This window comes from Streptomyces abikoensis (assembly GCF_014648775.1).
Lineage (GTDB): Bacteria > Actinomycetota > Actinomycetes > Streptomycetales > Streptomycetaceae > Streptomyces > Streptomyces abikoensis.
Window position 1 is genome coordinate 88,335 of record NZ_BMRT01000003.1, and the last position, 15,252, is coordinate 103,586.

At 71.9% G+C, this 15,252-nt stretch carries 18 protein-coding genes; 1 reads left to right on the forward strand and 17 read right to left on the reverse strand.

Features of this window, described 5'->3' with window-relative positions:
• Positions 1–28: 28 nt before the first annotated feature.
• The 17 genes from whiG to proS all read right to left on the reverse strand — a co-directional run bounded on the left by whiG (position 29) and on the right by proS (position 14,089).
• The gene (gene whiG / locus IE096_RS10695) at positions 29–865 is read right to left on the reverse strand and encodes an RNA polymerase sigma factor WhiG (protein ID WP_126916307.1); all 837 of its coding nucleotides are present in this window, start codon (positions 863–865) and stop codon (positions 29–31) included.
• A gap of 247 nt (positions 866–1,112) precedes the next feature.
• A complete protein-coding gene (gene dprA, locus IE096_RS10700) occupies positions 1,113–2,294 on the reverse strand; it encodes a DNA-processing protein DprA (RefSeq protein WP_189451095.1) in 1,182 nt (393 codons plus the stop codon).
• The gene (locus tag IE096_RS10705; protein WP_189451752.1) at positions 2,291–3,898 is read right to left on the reverse strand and encodes a YifB family Mg chelatase-like AAA ATPase; all 1,608 of its coding nucleotides are present in this window, start codon (positions 3,896–3,898) and stop codon (positions 2,291–2,293) included. The genes dprA and IE096_RS10705 overlap by 4 nt, the downstream gene beginning before the upstream one ends.
• Positions 3,898–4,257, reverse strand: coding sequence for a YraN family protein (locus IE096_RS10710; protein WP_189451097.1), 360 nt, complete (start codon positions 4,255–4,257; stop codon positions 3,898–3,900). Before IE096_RS10710 ends, IE096_RS10705 begins: the two co-directional genes overlap by 1 nt.
• Positions 4,258–4,390: 133 nt before the next feature.
• Positions 4,391–4,699, reverse strand: a complete 309-nt coding sequence (locus tag IE096_RS10715) for a DUF2469 domain-containing protein (protein ID WP_126916304.1) — start codon at positions 4,697–4,699, stop codon at positions 4,391–4,393.
• A 39-nt stretch (positions 4,700–4,738) separates the two neighbouring features.
• Positions 4,739–5,266, reverse strand: a complete 528-nt coding sequence (locus tag IE096_RS10720; RefSeq protein ID WP_189451099.1) for an NUDIX hydrolase — start codon at positions 5,264–5,266, stop codon at positions 4,739–4,741.
• Entirely contained in the window at positions 5,259–6,002 is a 744-nt protein-coding gene (gene lepB, locus IE096_RS10725) for a signal peptidase I (protein ID WP_189451101.1), read from the reverse strand. The genes IE096_RS10720 and lepB (IE096_RS10725) overlap by 8 nt, the downstream gene beginning before the upstream one ends.
• Positions 6,003–6,113: 111 nt before the next feature.
• Positions 6,114–7,172: a signal peptidase I gene (gene lepB, locus IE096_RS10730; protein ID WP_189451753.1), complete on the reverse strand. Its 1,059-nt coding sequence runs from the start codon at positions 7,170–7,172 to the stop codon at positions 6,114–6,116.
• On the reverse strand, positions 7,111–8,160 hold the full coding sequence (gene lepB / locus IE096_RS10735) for a signal peptidase I (RefSeq protein ID WP_189451104.1): 1,050 nt from the start codon (positions 8,158–8,160) through the stop codon (positions 7,111–7,113). Before lepB (IE096_RS10735) ends, lepB (IE096_RS10730) begins: the two co-directional genes overlap by 62 nt.
• Positions 8,153–8,971 carry a signal peptidase I gene (lepB, locus tag IE096_RS10740; protein WP_189451106.1) on the reverse strand — a complete coding sequence of 273 codons (819 nt, stop codon included), beginning with the start codon at positions 8,969–8,971 and terminating at the stop codon, positions 8,153–8,155. The genes lepB (IE096_RS10735) and lepB (IE096_RS10740) overlap by 8 nt, the downstream gene beginning before the upstream one ends.
• 45 nt (positions 8,972–9,016) lie before the next feature.
• On the reverse strand, positions 9,017–9,367 hold the full coding sequence (gene rplS / locus IE096_RS10745) for a 50S ribosomal protein L19 (protein WP_189451107.1): 351 nt from the start codon (positions 9,365–9,367) through the stop codon (positions 9,017–9,019).
• A 130-nt stretch (positions 9,368–9,497) separates the two neighbouring features.
• Positions 9,498–10,313 (reverse strand): tRNA (guanosine(37)-N1)-methyltransferase TrmD, encoded by an 816-nt coding sequence (trmD, locus tag IE096_RS10750; RefSeq protein WP_189451108.1) that lies wholly within the window; start codon positions 10,311–10,313, stop codon positions 9,498–9,500.
• Complete coding sequence (gene rimM / locus IE096_RS10755; protein WP_189451109.1) at positions 10,313–10,870, reverse strand: ribosome maturation factor RimM; 558 nt, start codon at positions 10,868–10,870, stop codon at positions 10,313–10,315. The genes trmD and rimM overlap by 1 nt, the downstream gene beginning before the upstream one ends.
• Before the next feature lie 90 nt (positions 10,871–10,960).
• Positions 10,961–11,200, reverse strand: a complete 240-nt coding sequence (locus IE096_RS10760; protein WP_189451110.1) for an RNA-binding protein — start codon at positions 11,198–11,200, stop codon at positions 10,961–10,963.
• A 2-nt stretch (positions 11,201–11,202) separates the two neighbouring features.
• Positions 11,203–11,640 (reverse strand): 30S ribosomal protein S16, encoded by a 438-nt coding sequence (rpsP, locus tag IE096_RS10765; protein WP_126916296.1) that lies wholly within the window; start codon positions 11,638–11,640, stop codon positions 11,203–11,205.
• A 174-nt stretch (positions 11,641–11,814) separates the two neighbouring features.
• Positions 11,815–12,408, reverse strand: a complete 594-nt coding sequence (locus IE096_RS10770) for a hypothetical protein (RefSeq protein WP_189451111.1) — start codon at positions 12,406–12,408, stop codon at positions 11,815–11,817.
• A gap of 265 nt (positions 12,409–12,673) precedes the next feature.
• Positions 12,674–14,089 (reverse strand): proline--tRNA ligase, encoded by a 1,416-nt coding sequence (gene proS, locus IE096_RS10775; protein ID WP_189451113.1) that lies wholly within the window; start codon positions 14,087–14,089, stop codon positions 12,674–12,676.
• Positions 14,090–14,407: 318 nt separating this feature from the next.
• Here proS and IE096_RS10780 point away from each other — a divergent pair, with 318 nt between their 5' ends.
• Positions 14,408–15,235, forward strand: a complete 828-nt coding sequence (locus IE096_RS10780; protein ID WP_189451115.1) for a class I SAM-dependent methyltransferase — start codon at positions 14,408–14,410, stop codon at positions 15,233–15,235.
• Positions 15,236–15,252: the final 17 nt, after the last annotated feature.

A 15,252-nucleotide genomic window follows, 5' to 3' on the forward strand; every position in this document is an offset into this window, starting at 1 on the left:
GCGTCGGGGACGACGCTGGAGGGACGATTCAGCGTCCGACGTCCGCCAGCTTGGCCCGCAACTGGAGGACGGACTTGGTGTGGATCTGGCTGACCCTGCTCTCCGTGACCCCGAGCACGTGGCCGATCTCGGCGAGGGTGAGGCCCTCGTAGTAGTAGAGGGTGACCACGGTCTTCTCCCGCTCGGGGAGGGTGTTGATGGCCCGGGCCAGCAGCCGGCGCAGTTCGTGGTCCTCGGCCACCTCGACGGGGTCGTCGGCGGCGGTGTCCTCCAGGGTGTCCATCAGGCTGAGCCGGTCGCCGCCCTCGCCGCCGACGTGCAGCAGCTCTTCCAGGGCCACGACGTTGGCCAGCGACAACTGACTGAAGACGGAGTGGAGTTCCTCCAGGGAGATGTCCATCTCGGCCGCGACCTCCGCTTCGGAGGGGGTGCGGCGCAGGGCGGCTTCGAGGGTGGCGTAGGCGCGCTCGACGGCACGGGCCTTCTGCCGGACCGAACGGGGGATCCAGTCCAGGGCCCGCAGTTCGTCGATCATGGCGCCCCGGATGCGGGTGATGGCGTAGGTCTCGAACTTGATGGAGCGGGTGGGGTCGAACTTCTCGATGGCGTCGATCAGGCCGAAGATCCCGGAGGAGACGAAGTCGGCCTGCTCGACGTTGGGCGGCAGCCCGACGCTGACGCGGCCCGCCACGTACTTCACCAGGGGCGAGTAGTGGAGGATCAGTTGCTCCCGCAGCCGTTCGTCGCCCGAGGCCTTGTACGACCGCCACAGCTCGTCGAGCGTCGAGGGTGCGGGAGGGCGCACGGCGCCGCGCGCTGCGGGCGGTGCCGCCGCGCGGTCGGACCCGGAGGTGTGCTGGGGCATTCGTCGTTTTGAGCCGTTCTGCTGTGACTTGGACCGGGTGGTACGAATGGATGGATTCCGTGAGCGTAGCGTGACCGTGGCGCTGCGGTGAGCGATGAGGCCCCTTCGGTCTTCACGGAGGGGCGCGGATGTCCTCCGCAGGTCCGCGTTCCGCGGCGGCGGCCGTCGGGACGCCCGGGGCCGCGCAGAGCCCGCCGTATCGGCCGGCTCGGCCCACCCCTTAACCCTTTCACCCGATCACCCCAGGTCAAGCACCGCCTCGCCGCACACCGGGGCGCCGTCCGAGGGGCTTGGGGGTCCCGGACGTTGACGTCGCGTCAGCCAATTGCCACTGATCGCCCAGTCGTTCCACGAACCCCAGCGCCTGGAGTTCGTACAGGCTGCCGAGCGTCCGGTCCCGGCCCATCCCGGCGTTACGGGCGATGAGCGCGAGCTCGGCGCCGCCTTTGCCGGGGACGGCTTCCAGTGTTCTGGCGGCCGCTTCGGGCAGCAGATCCCTGGCCAGGACGGGGCCCCTGCGCTCGGGGGCCAGCTCGCCCATGTCGCCGATCAGCTCAGTGATCTCGTCGGCGTCGGTCACCAGACAGGCTCCTTCGCGCAGGAGTTCGTGGACCCCGGCGGAGAGCCCCGACGTCACCGGCCCGGGCACCCCCATGGTGTGCCGCCCCAGTTCCCGCGCGCGGCGCGCGGTGACCAGCGAGCCGCTGCGGTATTCGGCCTCCACCACCACGGTTCCCCGGGTGAGCGCGGCGATCACGCGGTTGCGCAGGACGAAGCGGCTGCGCGTGGGGTGTCCGCCGGGTGGTAACTCGGCCAGGACGAGACCCTGTTCCGCGATCCGGTCGAGCAACTCGGCGTGTCCGCGCGGGTAGGGCACGTCGATCCCCGAGGCCAGCACCGCCATGGTGGCCCCGCCGGCGGCCAGCGCGCCCCTGTGGGCGGCCCCGTCGACGCCGAAGGCGGCCCCGGAGACGACCACCCAGCCGCGCTCCGCGAGCCCCGAGCCGAGGATCGCCGCCACATAGGAGCCGTAGTCGGTGCAGGCGCGGGCCCCGACGACGGCGACCGACCGCAGCGCCCACAGTCGTACGTTCGGACTGCCGTGGACCCAGAGGCCGATGGGGCGGGCGTCGCCCAGATCGTCGAGCTGTCCGGGCCATTCGGCATCCCCCGGGCAGATGAAGCGTCCGCCCATCCGTTCGGCGGTGGCCAGGTCGCGGGCCGGGTCGCGGTGCGCGGCGCGGGCTCGGCAGCCTTCCAGCCGGTCCGGGCGGACTCCCTTCGGTGGCGGCCCCTTGCCGGTCAGGCCGTGCACCAGGGTCTCGGGGCCCAGCTCCCTGAGCCAGCGGCCCACGAGTTCGTCCCCCGGTTCCGTCAGGCCGGTGAGCGCGGCCCGTGCCAGCCGCTCCCCCGGCCCGGGCCCGCTCATGCCCAGCCCCCGGCGGTCACCGCGCCGCGCCGCACGCCCGTGCGCAGCTCCAGCGCCTGGGCCACGTCCCCGACGTCCGGCCGGGCGTGGCCGGCGAGGTCCGCGATCGTCCAGGCGACCCGGAGGACCCGGTCCAGCCCTCGCGCCGTCAGCAGGCCGCGCTCCATGTCCCGTTCGGCCTCGGCGAGGGCGCCCGGGGGCACACACCAGCGGGTGCGCAGCTCATGGCCCGGCACTTCACTGTTGGTGCGCCAGGGTGTGCCGGTGTACCGGGCGGCGGCCCGTTCGCGGGCGAGGCGGACGCGCGCGGCGACGTCGGCCGTGGACTCCGCCGGGGGGCCGGTGAGCTCCGAGCGGGCCACGGGCTCGACGGCCACTCTGAGATCCACCCGGTCCATCAGCGGCCCGGACAGCCGCCCCAGATAGCGTTTGACCGCCCGGGGCGGGCAGTCGCAGCCGTCGCCGGTCATGCCACGCCGGCCGCAGGGGCAGGGGTTGGCCGCGAGGACGAGCAGGAAGGCGGCGGGGAGACGCATCACTCCGCCGGTGCGGGCGACGACGACGTGTCCGGACTCGAGTGGCTGCCGCAGGGCGTCGAGCACCCTGCCCGAGAATTCAGGGGATTCGTCGAGAAAAAGTACGCCGTTGTGTGCGAGGGAGACGGCTCCCGGCCGGGGCAGTCCCGAACCGCCGCCGATCAGCGCGGGCATGGACGCCGAGTGGTGGGGCGCGCAGTAGGGGGCCCGGTCGATCAGGGGCTGTCCGGCAGGCAGGGTCCCGGCGACGGAGTGGACCGCCGTGACTTCGAGCGACTCCTGCGGGGTGAGGGGCGGGAGCAGCCCGGGCAGGCGTTCGGCCAGCATGGTCTTGCCGGCGCCCGGGCTGCCCACGAAGAGGAGATGGTGCCGCCCGGCGGCGGCCACCTCCAGCGCCCGGCGGGCCCTGGCCTGCCCCGCGACCTCGGCGAGGTCGGGCGGACGCTCGCCGGGCCGCGCCCCGAGCGCGCCGCCGGCGCCCGGTACGACCAGCCCCGCGAGCATGGGGTCGGGCCGGCCCTCCCCCGGCGGCTCCTCGTCCTCCTCGGGGACGGGCTCGTCGGCCAGCACCGCGATCAGCTGGCGCAGGCTGCGGACGCCCAGCACTGCCACTCCGGGCACCAGGGCGGCCTCGGTCGCCGTCCGTTCGGGGACGACGACCTGCCGGTATCCGGCGTCGGCGGCGGCCAGGACGGCGGGGAGGATGCCCCGCACGGGGCGGACCCGGCCGTCGAGGCCCAGCTCGCCGATCATCATGAGGTCGGCGATCGCCCGGGGATCGATCCGCTCGGCCGCGCCCAGTACCGCACACGCGACGGCGAGATCGAAACCGCTGCCGCCCTTGGGCACGGAGGCCGGGCTGAGCCCGACGGTGAGCTTCTTCTGCGGCCAGTCCGCGCCCGAGTTCACCACGGCGGCCCTGACCCTGTCGCGGCTCTCGCTGAGGGATTTGTCCGGCAGGCCGACGAGGGTGAAGGCGGCCACTCCCGGCTCCAGGTCGGCCTGGACCTCGACCACCACGCCGTCCACCCCGGCCAGGGCGACCGAGCACGTCCGCGCGAAGCCCATCACGCCACCCCCTTGGCGTGCTCGACGAGCGGCGCGCCCCGGTCCGGGACGACCACGCCCACGAGATCGATGCGCACCCCGCCCGGCGGGGCTCCGCCGTGCCCGGCCAGCCATCGCTCGGCGAGCTCGCGCAGCCGCCCGGCCTTGGTGGCCGTGACGGCGGCCATCGGGTGTTCGAACCGGCCCACGCGGCGGGCCTTCACCTCGCAGACCACCAGCACGTCGCCGTCCAGCGCCACGATGTCCAGCTCACCGGCGCGACACCGCCAGTTGCGATCCAGCACCGTCATCCCGGCCTCGGTCAGCCGGCGCGCCGCCAGATCCTCCCCGTACCTGCCGAGCCCCCCTCGGGCGTTCATCAGCACCACCTCCGGTGCCGACTATGCCGCCCGAGCCCCCAAGTCTTGGATCTTGGTGGATAACCCCGCGATTGTGGAAAACCCCGTCACCCGATCAGGGGAAGGCACCCCAGAGGACCCCCAAACGCCCAGGTCACGTCCCCGGCAGGTCCAGATCCGTCTTGTTGAGCTCCTCGATGTTCACGTCCTTGAACGTGAGCACCCGCACCTGCTTCACGAAGCGCGCCGGCCGGTACATGTCCCACACCCACGCGTCCGCCATCGAGACCTCGAAGAAGACCTCGCCCTGCACCGAGTGCACCTGCATCTCGTAGTCGTTCGTCAGGTAGAAGCGGCGCTCGGTCTCGATCACGTATTTGAACAGCCCGACGACGTCGCGGTACTCCCGGTAGAGCTTCAGCTCCATCTCGGTCTCGTACTTCTCGAGGTCCTCGGCGCTCATGGCATGTTCCCCTTCAGCCGTGCGTCCCCCCATTGTGCGTCAGGCGCGCTCGGTCTCCAGGAGCACCGGCGTACTCGGGGGTCCCTCGTCGAGCAGCGCCCGCAGCAGCCCGGCGAGTCTGGTCGGGTACACCGTCTCATGCGTCGCGAGCAGTTCTTCGCAGGTCCACCAGCGCAGCCCCGACAGGCTGCGCCGCTCCAGCTCCGTCCCGCCGCCGGACCAGGTGGGCCGCTGCGCGGTACGGGCCAGGTAGTAGCGCTCGTCCTGTTCCCAGCGGCGGCCGGCGAAGGGGAACGAGCACCTGCGCGTCCAGAGCACCGGGCCGAGTTCGATCTCGGTGATCCCCGTCTCCTCGGCCAGCTCACGGCGCGCGGCCTCCTCCCAGCCCTCGTCGCCCTCCAGTCCACCGCCGGGGGTGAACCACCAGGTGGTGGCGGGGTCGTCCGGTTCGTAGCCGTGGAGCAGCAGGATCCGGTCGTCCGGGTCCAGCAGGACGACACGGGCGGCCCGGCGCGGGCCGTCGCCCACAGCACCGTCCGCCTCCGGGCCACCGCCCGTCTCACCCATGGGTCGCCACCGCCGCCTTCCCGCCGCGTGCCGCCCGCTGTGCGAGCGCGCCGACCGCCGCACCTCCCAGGATGAGCACCGCGCCCACCACCACGCACGTCGTGATCAGCGGCAGCGGCCCCGGCCGGGAGGTGCCGCCGGGCAGGGCGGCGAAGGCGCCGGGGCGCTCGATCATGCCCCAGCCGGACACCGGCCAGGCCGTGGCGTCCACCCGGGCCCGGACGGCCTCCCGCGGCACCGTGCCCTGGCCCGCGTCGGTCATATGGCTGCGGGAGTCCAGCGAGTCGGAGCGGTGGTCGCCCAGGAGGAACAGCCGGCCCTCGGGGACGGTGGCCGAGAAACCGGTGGGCGAAGCCGGGCCGGAGCCCTCCAGATAGGGCTCCTCCACGGGCTTGCCGTTGATCATCAGGCGGCCCTGTTTGTCACAGCACTCGATGTGGTCGCCGCCGACGCCGACGACCCGTTTGACCATCGGGACGTTGGCCCAGACCTCGTCCTCGAAGACGACGACGTCCCCGCGCCGCACCTCGCCGCCGTCGATCCGCTGGGCGAGGATCCGGTCGCCGCGCCCGATCGTGGGCGCCATCGAGTCCGTGGGGACGGTGTACGGCCGGTACACCAGGGCGGCCCAGCCGAAGCCGCCGAGGAAGAGCAGACAGCCGACGGCCACGGCCAGCCCGGACAGCACCCTGCCCGTGCGGCCGTGGCCGTCGACGCCACGTTCCACTGCGCTCATCGCGTCCCATCCCCCGTCCGCCGGTCCGACGGAACCGCACCCTACCCGGGGGTATGGGCTCCGGTCAGCCCCTGGCGAGGGCCGATGTCAGCCGGTTCGGGGGGCGACGCCTCACCCCTTCGCGGCGGGGACCACCACGACGGACCGCTTGGACCCCTCGGCCTTGCGCAGGTTCCGGCGGCGGCGCCACAGCACCAGCGGCACCGCGCCCGCGAGCCCGAACGCCGGCGGCGCGACGGCGGCCGCGGCGCTCAGCCCCGGCTGGTCGAACGTGCCGGGGACCGGCAGCGTGGACCACCGGTTCACCGGCCAGGCCACGACGATCGCGCGGCCCACGACCTCGTCCTCCGAGACCGTGCCCTGGAACCTGTCGAGCTCCTGGTGGTAGCGGGAGTCGAGGGAGTCCTGGCGGTGGTCGCCCATCACCCAGATCCGGCCCTGGGGCACCTTGATCGGGCCGAAGGGCTTGTCGCCGCAGGGCGTGTTCCCGGGGAAGATGTACGGCTCGTCGAGCGCCTTGCCGTTGACCGTCACCGGCTCGTTGTTGCCCTTGCACTCGACGGTGTCGCCGCCGACCGCGATGACCCGCTTGATCAGGTCCTTCTCCTCGGCCGAGGGCATCAGGCCGATGAAGCTGAGCACCTTCTGGAGCCCGCTCGCCACCGGTCCGTTGTCGGCGGCCGGGCTCTCGCCCAGCCAGCCGCCCGGATCGTGGAAGACGACGACCTCGCCGCGCTCGGGTTTGGAGCCGAACCACGGCGTGAGCTTGTCCACCAGCACCCGGTCGCCGCGCTGGAGGGTGTTCTGCATCGACTCGGAGGGAATCGAGAACGCCTGCACCAGGAAGGTCTTGATGAGCAGCGCGAGCACCAGCGCGATACCGATGAGGAGCGGCAGCTCCTTCCAGAAGGATCGTTGCTTCTTCGGCTCGTCGCGGCGCGCCCCGCGGCCCTCGCCGCCGCTGCCGCCGTGCCCCGCGCCGCCTTCGGACGCGGGGGTCTCCGAGGACGTCACCGTCGTGGCGTCCTGGCCGGGACCGGCCGCCTGGGACCTGGCCTCCCGCGGCGTGTCACCGCCGGACGGCTCCCCGGACAGCTCCCCGGACGGCTCATCCGTCCGCCCGGGCCGCCTTTCGGGCTCTCCGTGACCGGAACGCGCGCCGACCGCCACATCCCCCACATCCACTCCTCACTCCACGCTGCCGCCCGCGATACGTACGACGCAGGCCCATCACTCCCATAACGAGCGGGAGTTCCGCAGGGGTCGGGAGCAGGATCAATCCTTCATGATCCGTGGGGGACAGACTATGCGGCGAACCGCCCGCCCGCGCATCCGCGCGCGGCGCGTCCCGCACCGAAGCGTACGTGTCCGGTTCGGTCAGCCGCCGCCAGTGGTCCAGCGGCCAGGCGATCAGCACCGCACGCCCCACCACCAGGTCCTCCGGGACGGTTCCCTGCCCCGGCTGGTCCAGGTGGTAGCGCGAGTCGGCCGAGTCGGAGCGGTGGTCGCCCATGACGAAGAGCCGGCCCGCCGGGACCTTCACGTCGAACGTCATCTGGGAAGGAGGGTTCCCCGGGTGGACGTAGGGCTCTTCGAGCGGCGTTCCGTTGACCGTGATTTTGCCGTCCTTGTCGCAGCACTTGACCCTGTCGCCGCCGACGCCCACCACGCGCTTGATGAGGTCCTGCTCGTCGGCCGAGGGAAGCAGGCCGATGAAGGTGAGCGCTTCCTTCCCCTGTTTGATCCCCACCGGGTCGTGGCGGGACTTCCACTCGTCGCCGAGCCATCCGCCGGGGTCCTTGAAGACCACCACGTCGCCGCGCTGCGGCCGGGTCCCGAACCAGGGCGTCAGCTTGTCGACCAGCACCCGGTCGCCGATCCGGATGGTCTCCTCCATCGAGCCGGACGGGATCACGAAGGCCTGGACGAGGAACGTCTTCAGCACCAGGGCGATGAGCACCGCGACGCCTATGAGGATGGGCACTTCCTTGAGCACCGAGCGCTGCCGCCGGCGCCGCTGCTTCCTGGCGGTCCGTTTCGCGGCCCTGCGCCGCTCCGCCCGTCCCCCGGTGCCCGGGGGCGGCCGGTCGCCGGGCGCCGTCGCCGGGCGGGCGGCCGGCGCGGCCGTACGGACGCCGGTGCGGCCCCTGCTACCCATGCGGGCCGCCTCCCCCGTGTCCCGGGCCGGGGTCGGGGACGTCCGCGAAGGCGCCGGTCCGGCCGAGGGAGGTCGTCCGGCCCAGCGGCCAGCCGATCCAGTCGGCGCGCCCGATGACGCGGTTCACCGGAACCATGCCGCCGCCCGGCTCGCCCAGATGGTCCCGCGAGTCACGGGAGTCGCTGCGATGGTCACCCATGACCCATAGCTTGCCCTCCGGCACCACCACATCGAACGGCACTTGGGAGGGAACGTCCCCCGGGTAGAGGTATTCCTCCAGCACCGGACGGCCGTTGATCTCCAGCCGGCCCCACTTGTCGCAGCAGCGGACGCGATCGCCGCCGACGCCGACGACCCGTTTGACGTAGTCGGTCTCGGAGGGCCGCATCAGCCCGACGGCCGCCGCGCCCTTGCGGATGATCGTGGTCACCGCGTTCTCCGAGGGCCCGTCGTCCTGGACGAAGGAGTCGGTGCCGTCGAAGACGATCACATCGCCCCGGCGCGGCTCGTCCCCGAAGCGGTAGGCGAGCTTGTTGACGAGCACCCGGTCGCCGACCTGGAGGGTCTTCTCCATCGATCCGCTGGGGATCAGGAACGGCTGCACCAGATAGGCGCTGACCAGCAGCAGCGAGACCAGGCAGACGAGGAGCAGCACCCCGGCGCGCCGCAGCGGCCCGCCGTCGGTACACCATCGCCAAGCGGCGGAGAGCCCGGAAAAACGCGCGGAGCGCGACCCCTGCTCCTCCCCCTGTGCGGGTTCGGGAGAGCGGTCGCGCTCCGGAAGCGATGCGAGCTGTGCGTCGGTGTCCATCGGGCCGAAAGCCTATCCGGCCCGTTCCGGACTCCGGCGAGGAGCTCAGCGGTCGCGCTTCTCCTTGATCTTCGCGGCCTTGCCGCGGAGCTCACGGAGGTAGTACAGCTTGGCGCGACGGACGTCACCGCGGGTGACGAGCTCGACCTTCTCGAAGATCGGGCTGTGCACCGGGAAGGTGCGCTCGACGCCGACGGAGAAGGAGACCTTGCGGACGGTGAAGGTCTCGGAGACGCCCGCGCCCTGGCGGCGGATGACGACACCCTTGAACTGCTGGATGCGGGAGCGGTTGCCCTCGATGACGCGAACGTGGACGTTCACGGTGTCACCGGGACGGAAGGCCGGGACGTCGGTGCGCAGCGAAGCGGCGTTGACGCCGTCGAGCAGGGAAGACATATTCGTCTGCTTCCTCGCCGATGCCACAGGTCATCGGCGGAATCGTTCGGAAAAGTGAAGGGTGCCCCGCACACCGGGCGGGCGTCGGTCCCCCTGTGGCAGGGGCGCACGCCGGACGCAAGGCAACGGCTCATTCTTCCACGAGGGGGTCCACTCGCCCAAATCGGCCGTCCGGGCCGGGGGCCCAGCCCAGGATCGAGAGCATCTCGCGGTCCTTCTTGTCGAAGGCGGCGGGGTCGGTGCGCTCGATGAGGTCGGGCCGGTTGGCGGTGGTGCGCCGGAACGCCTCGTCACGGCGCCAGCGGGCGATCTTGCCGTGGTGGCCGCTGAGCAGGACGTCGGGGATGCCCCGGCCGCGCCACTCCGGCGGCTTGGTATAGACGGGGCCTTCCAGGAGGTCGGCCATGGCGCCGGGGGCGAAGGAGTCGTCGCGGTGGGACTCGGCGTTGCCGAGGACGCCGGGGAGCAGCCGGGCGACGGCCTCGACCATCACGAGGACGGGGGCCTCGCCGCCGGCCAGGACGTAGTCGCCGATGGAGAGCTCGCGGACGTCGTAGTGGTCGCCGTACTCCTCGATGACGCGGCGGTCGATGCCCTCGTAGCGGGCGGGGGTGAAGACCAGCCACGGCTTCTCGGCGAGCTCGACGGCGATCTCCTGGGTGAAGGGCTCACCGCTGGGGGTGGGGACGACGATCGTGGGGCGCGCGTCGTCCGCGCCGGACTCGATGACCGCGTCCAGCGCCTCGCCCCACGGCTCGGGCTTCATCACCATGCCGGGGCCGCCGCCGTAGGGGGTGTCGTCGACGGTGTTGTGCTTGTCGTGCGTCCACTCCCGCAGGTCGTGGATGCGTACGTCCAGCTGGCCGCGGGCGCGGGCCTTGCCGACGAGCGAGACGTTCAGCGGCTCGAGGTACTCGGGGAAGATCGTGACGACGTCGAGGCGCATTACTCCTGCTCCTCCTCGGCGTCGCGGCTGCTCGCGACCTCGGCCTCGCCCATGTCGAGGAGACCGCGCGGCGGGTCGACGACGGCGCGCTGCCCCTCCAGGTCGATCTCGGTGACGATCTCGGAGACGAAGGGGATCATCACCTCGCTGCCGTCGGGCCGCTCGACGATGAAGAGGTCCTGGGAGGGCAGGTGGGAGATCTCGGCGATCCGGCCGACGACGGTGCCGTCGACGGTGACGACGTCGAGGTCCATCAGCTGGTGGTCGTAGAACTCCTCGGGGTCCTCGGGAGTCTCGTCCGGGTCGACGTCGGCGATCAGCAGGGTGTTGCGCAGGGCCTCGGCGGCGGTGCGGTCGGTGACGCCGGCGAAGCGCAGGAGCAGCCGGCCGCTGTGCACCCGGCCGGTCTCGACGGTCAGCGGGCCGGTGCCCGCGGGGTCCGTGGCCAGTACGGCGCCGGGTCCGAGCCGCAGCTCGGGCTCGTCCGTACGCACCTCTACGGTGACCTCGCCCTTGATGCCGTGGGCACGGCCGATCCTGCCGACTACCAGCTGCACAGTCTCAATCCTTCTCGCATGGTCTTACGAACGCGACAACGGGCCGGGAAGGGAAACCCTTCCCGGCCCGTGCCGGTGCTCTGTCGCTTCTCAGCGGACCTGGTCCACGTCGACGAGGTCGACACGGATGCCACGGCCGCCGATGGCGCCCACGACGGTACGCAGGGCGCGGGCGGTGCGGCCGTTGCGGCCGATCACCTTGCCGAGGTCCTCGGGGTGGACCCGGACCTCCAGCACGCGCCCCCGGCGCAGCTCGCGCGAGGCGACCTGCACGTCGTCGGGGTTGTCGACGATGCCCTTCACGAGGTGCTCAAGGGCCTCCTCGAGCATCCTCAGGCCTCGGTCGACTCAGCGGACTCGGCCTCGGCGGCCTCGTCCTTCTTCTCCGACTTCTTGGCCTTCGGGGTGATGGCCTCACCCTTCGCCTCGCCCGCGGCGTTCACACGAGCCTCGAAGAGGTCGCTGAAGTCGCGCTTCTTCTCCTCGGCGACCAGCATCGGGGCCGGGGCCGGCAGACCCTTGAACTTCTGCCAGTCACCGGTGACCTTGAGGATGGCCAGCACGGGCTCGGTCGGCTGGGCGCCGACGCTCAGCCAGTACTGGGCGCGCTCGCTGTCGACCTCGATGCGGGAGGGGTTCTGCACCGGGTGGTACAGGCCGATCTCCTCGATCGCACGGCCGTCACGGCGGGTGCGGGAGTCGGCGACGACGATGCGGTAGTGAGGCGAACGGATCTTGCCCAGACGCTTCAGCTTGATCTTGACTGCCACTGGAGTGGTGTCTCCTGGTCTTGACGTGGTTGGGCACAACGAGATGCCACGTGGGGTTTGCGGTACTCGGGTGCCCGATGGACGCGTCAGCCGGAGGAGAGAGGGGTCCTATGCGACTGTCGAGTACAGCGACCCATTGTGCCATATCGATCGCGGGGCGCCGAACGGCCGGGGTCAGCCGACCGGGACGGCGGGCTCCGGGATCCGGAAGGGCTGGCCGCAGCCGCCGCACATGATCGGCGCCTGGGCGAGCACGGACGGCACGACGCGCACGTTGCGCCCGCAGTCGCACACGGCCTTCACCCGCACCCCGCCGCCGGAGGAGCCGTGGCGCGCGGCCGGGCCCCGGAAGGTGCGCGAGGTGTCGGCGGCGGTGGCGACGGTGTGCGCCTTGAGCGCCCGCTGGAGTCTCTCGATCGTGGGCCGGTAGCGCTTGCGCGCCTCCGAGTTGAGCACGACGAGCGAGAAGCCGCTGCTGGGATGCGGCTCATCACTGTGGTCGAGCCCCAGCTCCTCGGCGATCGCCAGGAATCGCCGGTTGTGGTAGCGGCCGGCACGAGAGGTGTCCCGGACACCGCGGGCGGCCGCGATGCCGTGCACTGCCTCGTGCAGCAGCCTTTCGAAGGAGAGCTCGGCGCCGCAGGCGGACGACGACTCCCCGATCAACGATTCGGGCGCGGCTAGATCCGGCAGCTCGGGGTGGAACCGCTGAATGTCGGCCCACGCCTGTGCCAGCTCTGCGGCGAGAACAGGTGGTGTCGTGCTCACGTCGTGACAACGAGCGGGTGCGGCCCGGTGTTCCGATACCGGGCCATCCCAAATAATTTGCACGTACCAGTCAGTTTCCCGCCCCATTCGTCCTGAGGAGGGCGGGTGCGCAGAACTGCGGAGAAGGAGGGATGAGACGCTCAGCTGTTCGCAAGGTGGGACGTACTGACTCATCAGTAAGCAGCAGTAGGCGCCCCTCCCGCGCCCGTACAAGCGCGAACCCCCGGACGCGCGCCGTATGTGCGCGCGCCCGGGGGCGGGTGGATCAGTAGGCGCGCGCGACGATCGCGAGGGCGCCCTCGGCGTCGTCGGTCTCCGGCACCGAACCGTCGGGCATCACCAGGCAGCGCACGGTCACGGCCTGCTCGGCCAGCTTGGCCTCGCCCTCCGCGCCCAGCGTCGCCCACGGGATGCGGGCCCAGCCGCCGGCGAGGGCGGCCTCGGCGGCCTCCTCGATGGTCGCCACGTCCGTGGTGCGGGACAGGCGGCGCTCGCGCGACTGGCGCAGCAGCGTCTCCTGGTCCTCCTCCAGGACCTTCGGCAGCAGCGCGGCCAGCTCCTCGATGCGCACCGGCTCCTTGCCGCCCGGGATGCGGCGGGCCAGCATCGCGGTGCCGTTCTCCAGGTCGCGGGGGCCGATCTCGATGCGGACCGGGACGCCCTTGAGCTCCCAGTCGACGGCGCGCCGGCCGAAGGGGGTGTCGGTGCGGTCGTCGACCTGCACCCGCACGCCCGCCGCCTTGAGGACGTCGCCGAGCTCGCGGACCTTGGCGAGGACGGCCTCGTCGCCCTTGATCGCCAGGACCACGGCCTGGACGGGCGCCAGGCGCGGCGGCACGCGCAGGCCGCTGTCGTCACCGTGGGACATGATCAGGCCGCCGACCATGCGGGTGGAGACGCCCCACGAGGTCTGCCAGACCAGCTCCTGCTGTCCGCCCTTGGACAGGTAGGAGGTGTTGAAGGCCTTGGCGAAGTTCTGGCCGAGCTCGTGGCTCGTGCCCATCTGGAGGGCCTTGCCGTCGCCCATCATGCCCTCGAGGGTGAGGGTGTTGATGGCGCCCGCGAAACGCTCCTTGGGCGTCTTGCGGCCGAGCACCACGTCGATGCCGAGGACGTTCACCATGAAGTCGTAGTAGACGTCCTGGTGGATACGGGCCGCGTAGTCGCGGGCGTCCTCGTACGTGGCGTGGGCGGTGTGGCCCTCCTGCCAGAGGAATTCACTCGTGCGGAGAAAGACGCGGGGACGCATCTCCCAACGGACGACATTGGCCCACTGGTTGATGAGCAGGGGCAGGTCGCGGTAGCTCTGCACCCACTTGGAGAAGTACTCGTTGATGATCGTCTCGGAGGTGGGCCGGACGACGACCGGCTCCTCCAGCTCCTTGCCGCCGCCGTGGGTGACGACCGCGAGCTCGGGGGCGAAGCCCTCGACGTGCTCCGCCTCCCGCGTCAGGTAGGACTGCGGGATGAAGAGGGGGAAGTACGCGTTGGAGGCGCCCGCGTCCTTGATCCGGGCGTCCATCTCCTGCTGCATGCGCTCCCAGAGCCCGTACCCGTACGGGCGGATGACCATGGTGCCGCGCACCGGGCCGTTGTCGGCCAGCTCGGCCTTGTTGATCAGGTCCTGGTACCAGCGCGGGAAGTCTTCCGCCTGGGGGGTGAGAATGGGAGCCTTTGCCATGCTGCGAATGGTACGGGGCCCGTCAGGCGGAGTGTGAATCCGTCCGCCGGCGACCGTCCCTTCCCGGCCGTTCGCGCCGCCGCCCGTACATCCGGCACATGCCATCGTGACGGCGGGGCAAAGCCTCGCCGTCACCCCCTGGACTCGGCGGCCGAAGCGGAGTTCTCTGGCATCGGGGGGTTTCTTCGCCGCGGCCGGAAGAAAACGGATACGCGGCGCCGGATACCGAGCACCAGGCACCTCGGCACGGACAAGCGGCACTCATGGGGGCGGGACAACGGATCAGAAGACGTGAACCGGCGGATTGGGGCGCATTCGATGACACCAACGCTCGTGCGGCGGCACCAGCCGTCCCCGACCTCGCCCGAATCCCGGGCCCGCGACTGGGCGGAAATCCAGGAACGGATGCTGGTGCCGCTCTACGAGGCGGTGTACGAGCGCCTGGAGACCGGCCCCGGCACCCGGCTGCTGAGCATCGGCTGCGGCTCGGGGCTGGCCCTGCTGATGGCGGCGTCCCGCGGGGCCGTCGTCTGCGGTGTCGACACCGACGGCCGCAGGCTCGCGCTGGCCCGTGAGCGGCTGCTGCCGGAGGGCGCCCGGCCGGACGGCCCGCGGCTGGGCCTCGGCGGGCCCGAGGCCGTGAGCGAGCCGGACGGCCCGCTCTTCACCCTCGTCACCGCCTTCGACCCGCTCTTCTGCGCGGGCTCCGGCCCCCAGGGGCTCGCGCGAGGGCTCGCCCGCGCCGCCGCGTACGCCGCGCCGGGCTCGCCCGTCGTCCTGGCCGGCTGGGGCCCGCAGGAGCGCTGCGCGGCGTCCAGCGCGCTACGGGTGGCCGCGCGCCTGGCCGATCCGATGTGCGCCCCCGCCCGCTGGCGTCCCAGCGGGCGTGACGACCTGGAGAACCTGGCTCGCCACGCCGGGCTCACCCCGGACGGCTCGGGCCGGGTCTCCTGCCCGTACGGCTACGCCGACATGGGCAGCGCGGTGCGGGGCCTGCTGTCGACGGGCACCTTCGACGCGGCGGTGCGGGCGACGGACGAGGAGCAGGTCGCCAAGGAGCTCGCCGAGGCCCTCCACCCGTATCTGCGGGGCGACGGGACGGTGTGGATGCCGAACGTGTTCCGGTATCTGATCGCCCGGGTGTAGGCGTACGGACGACGACA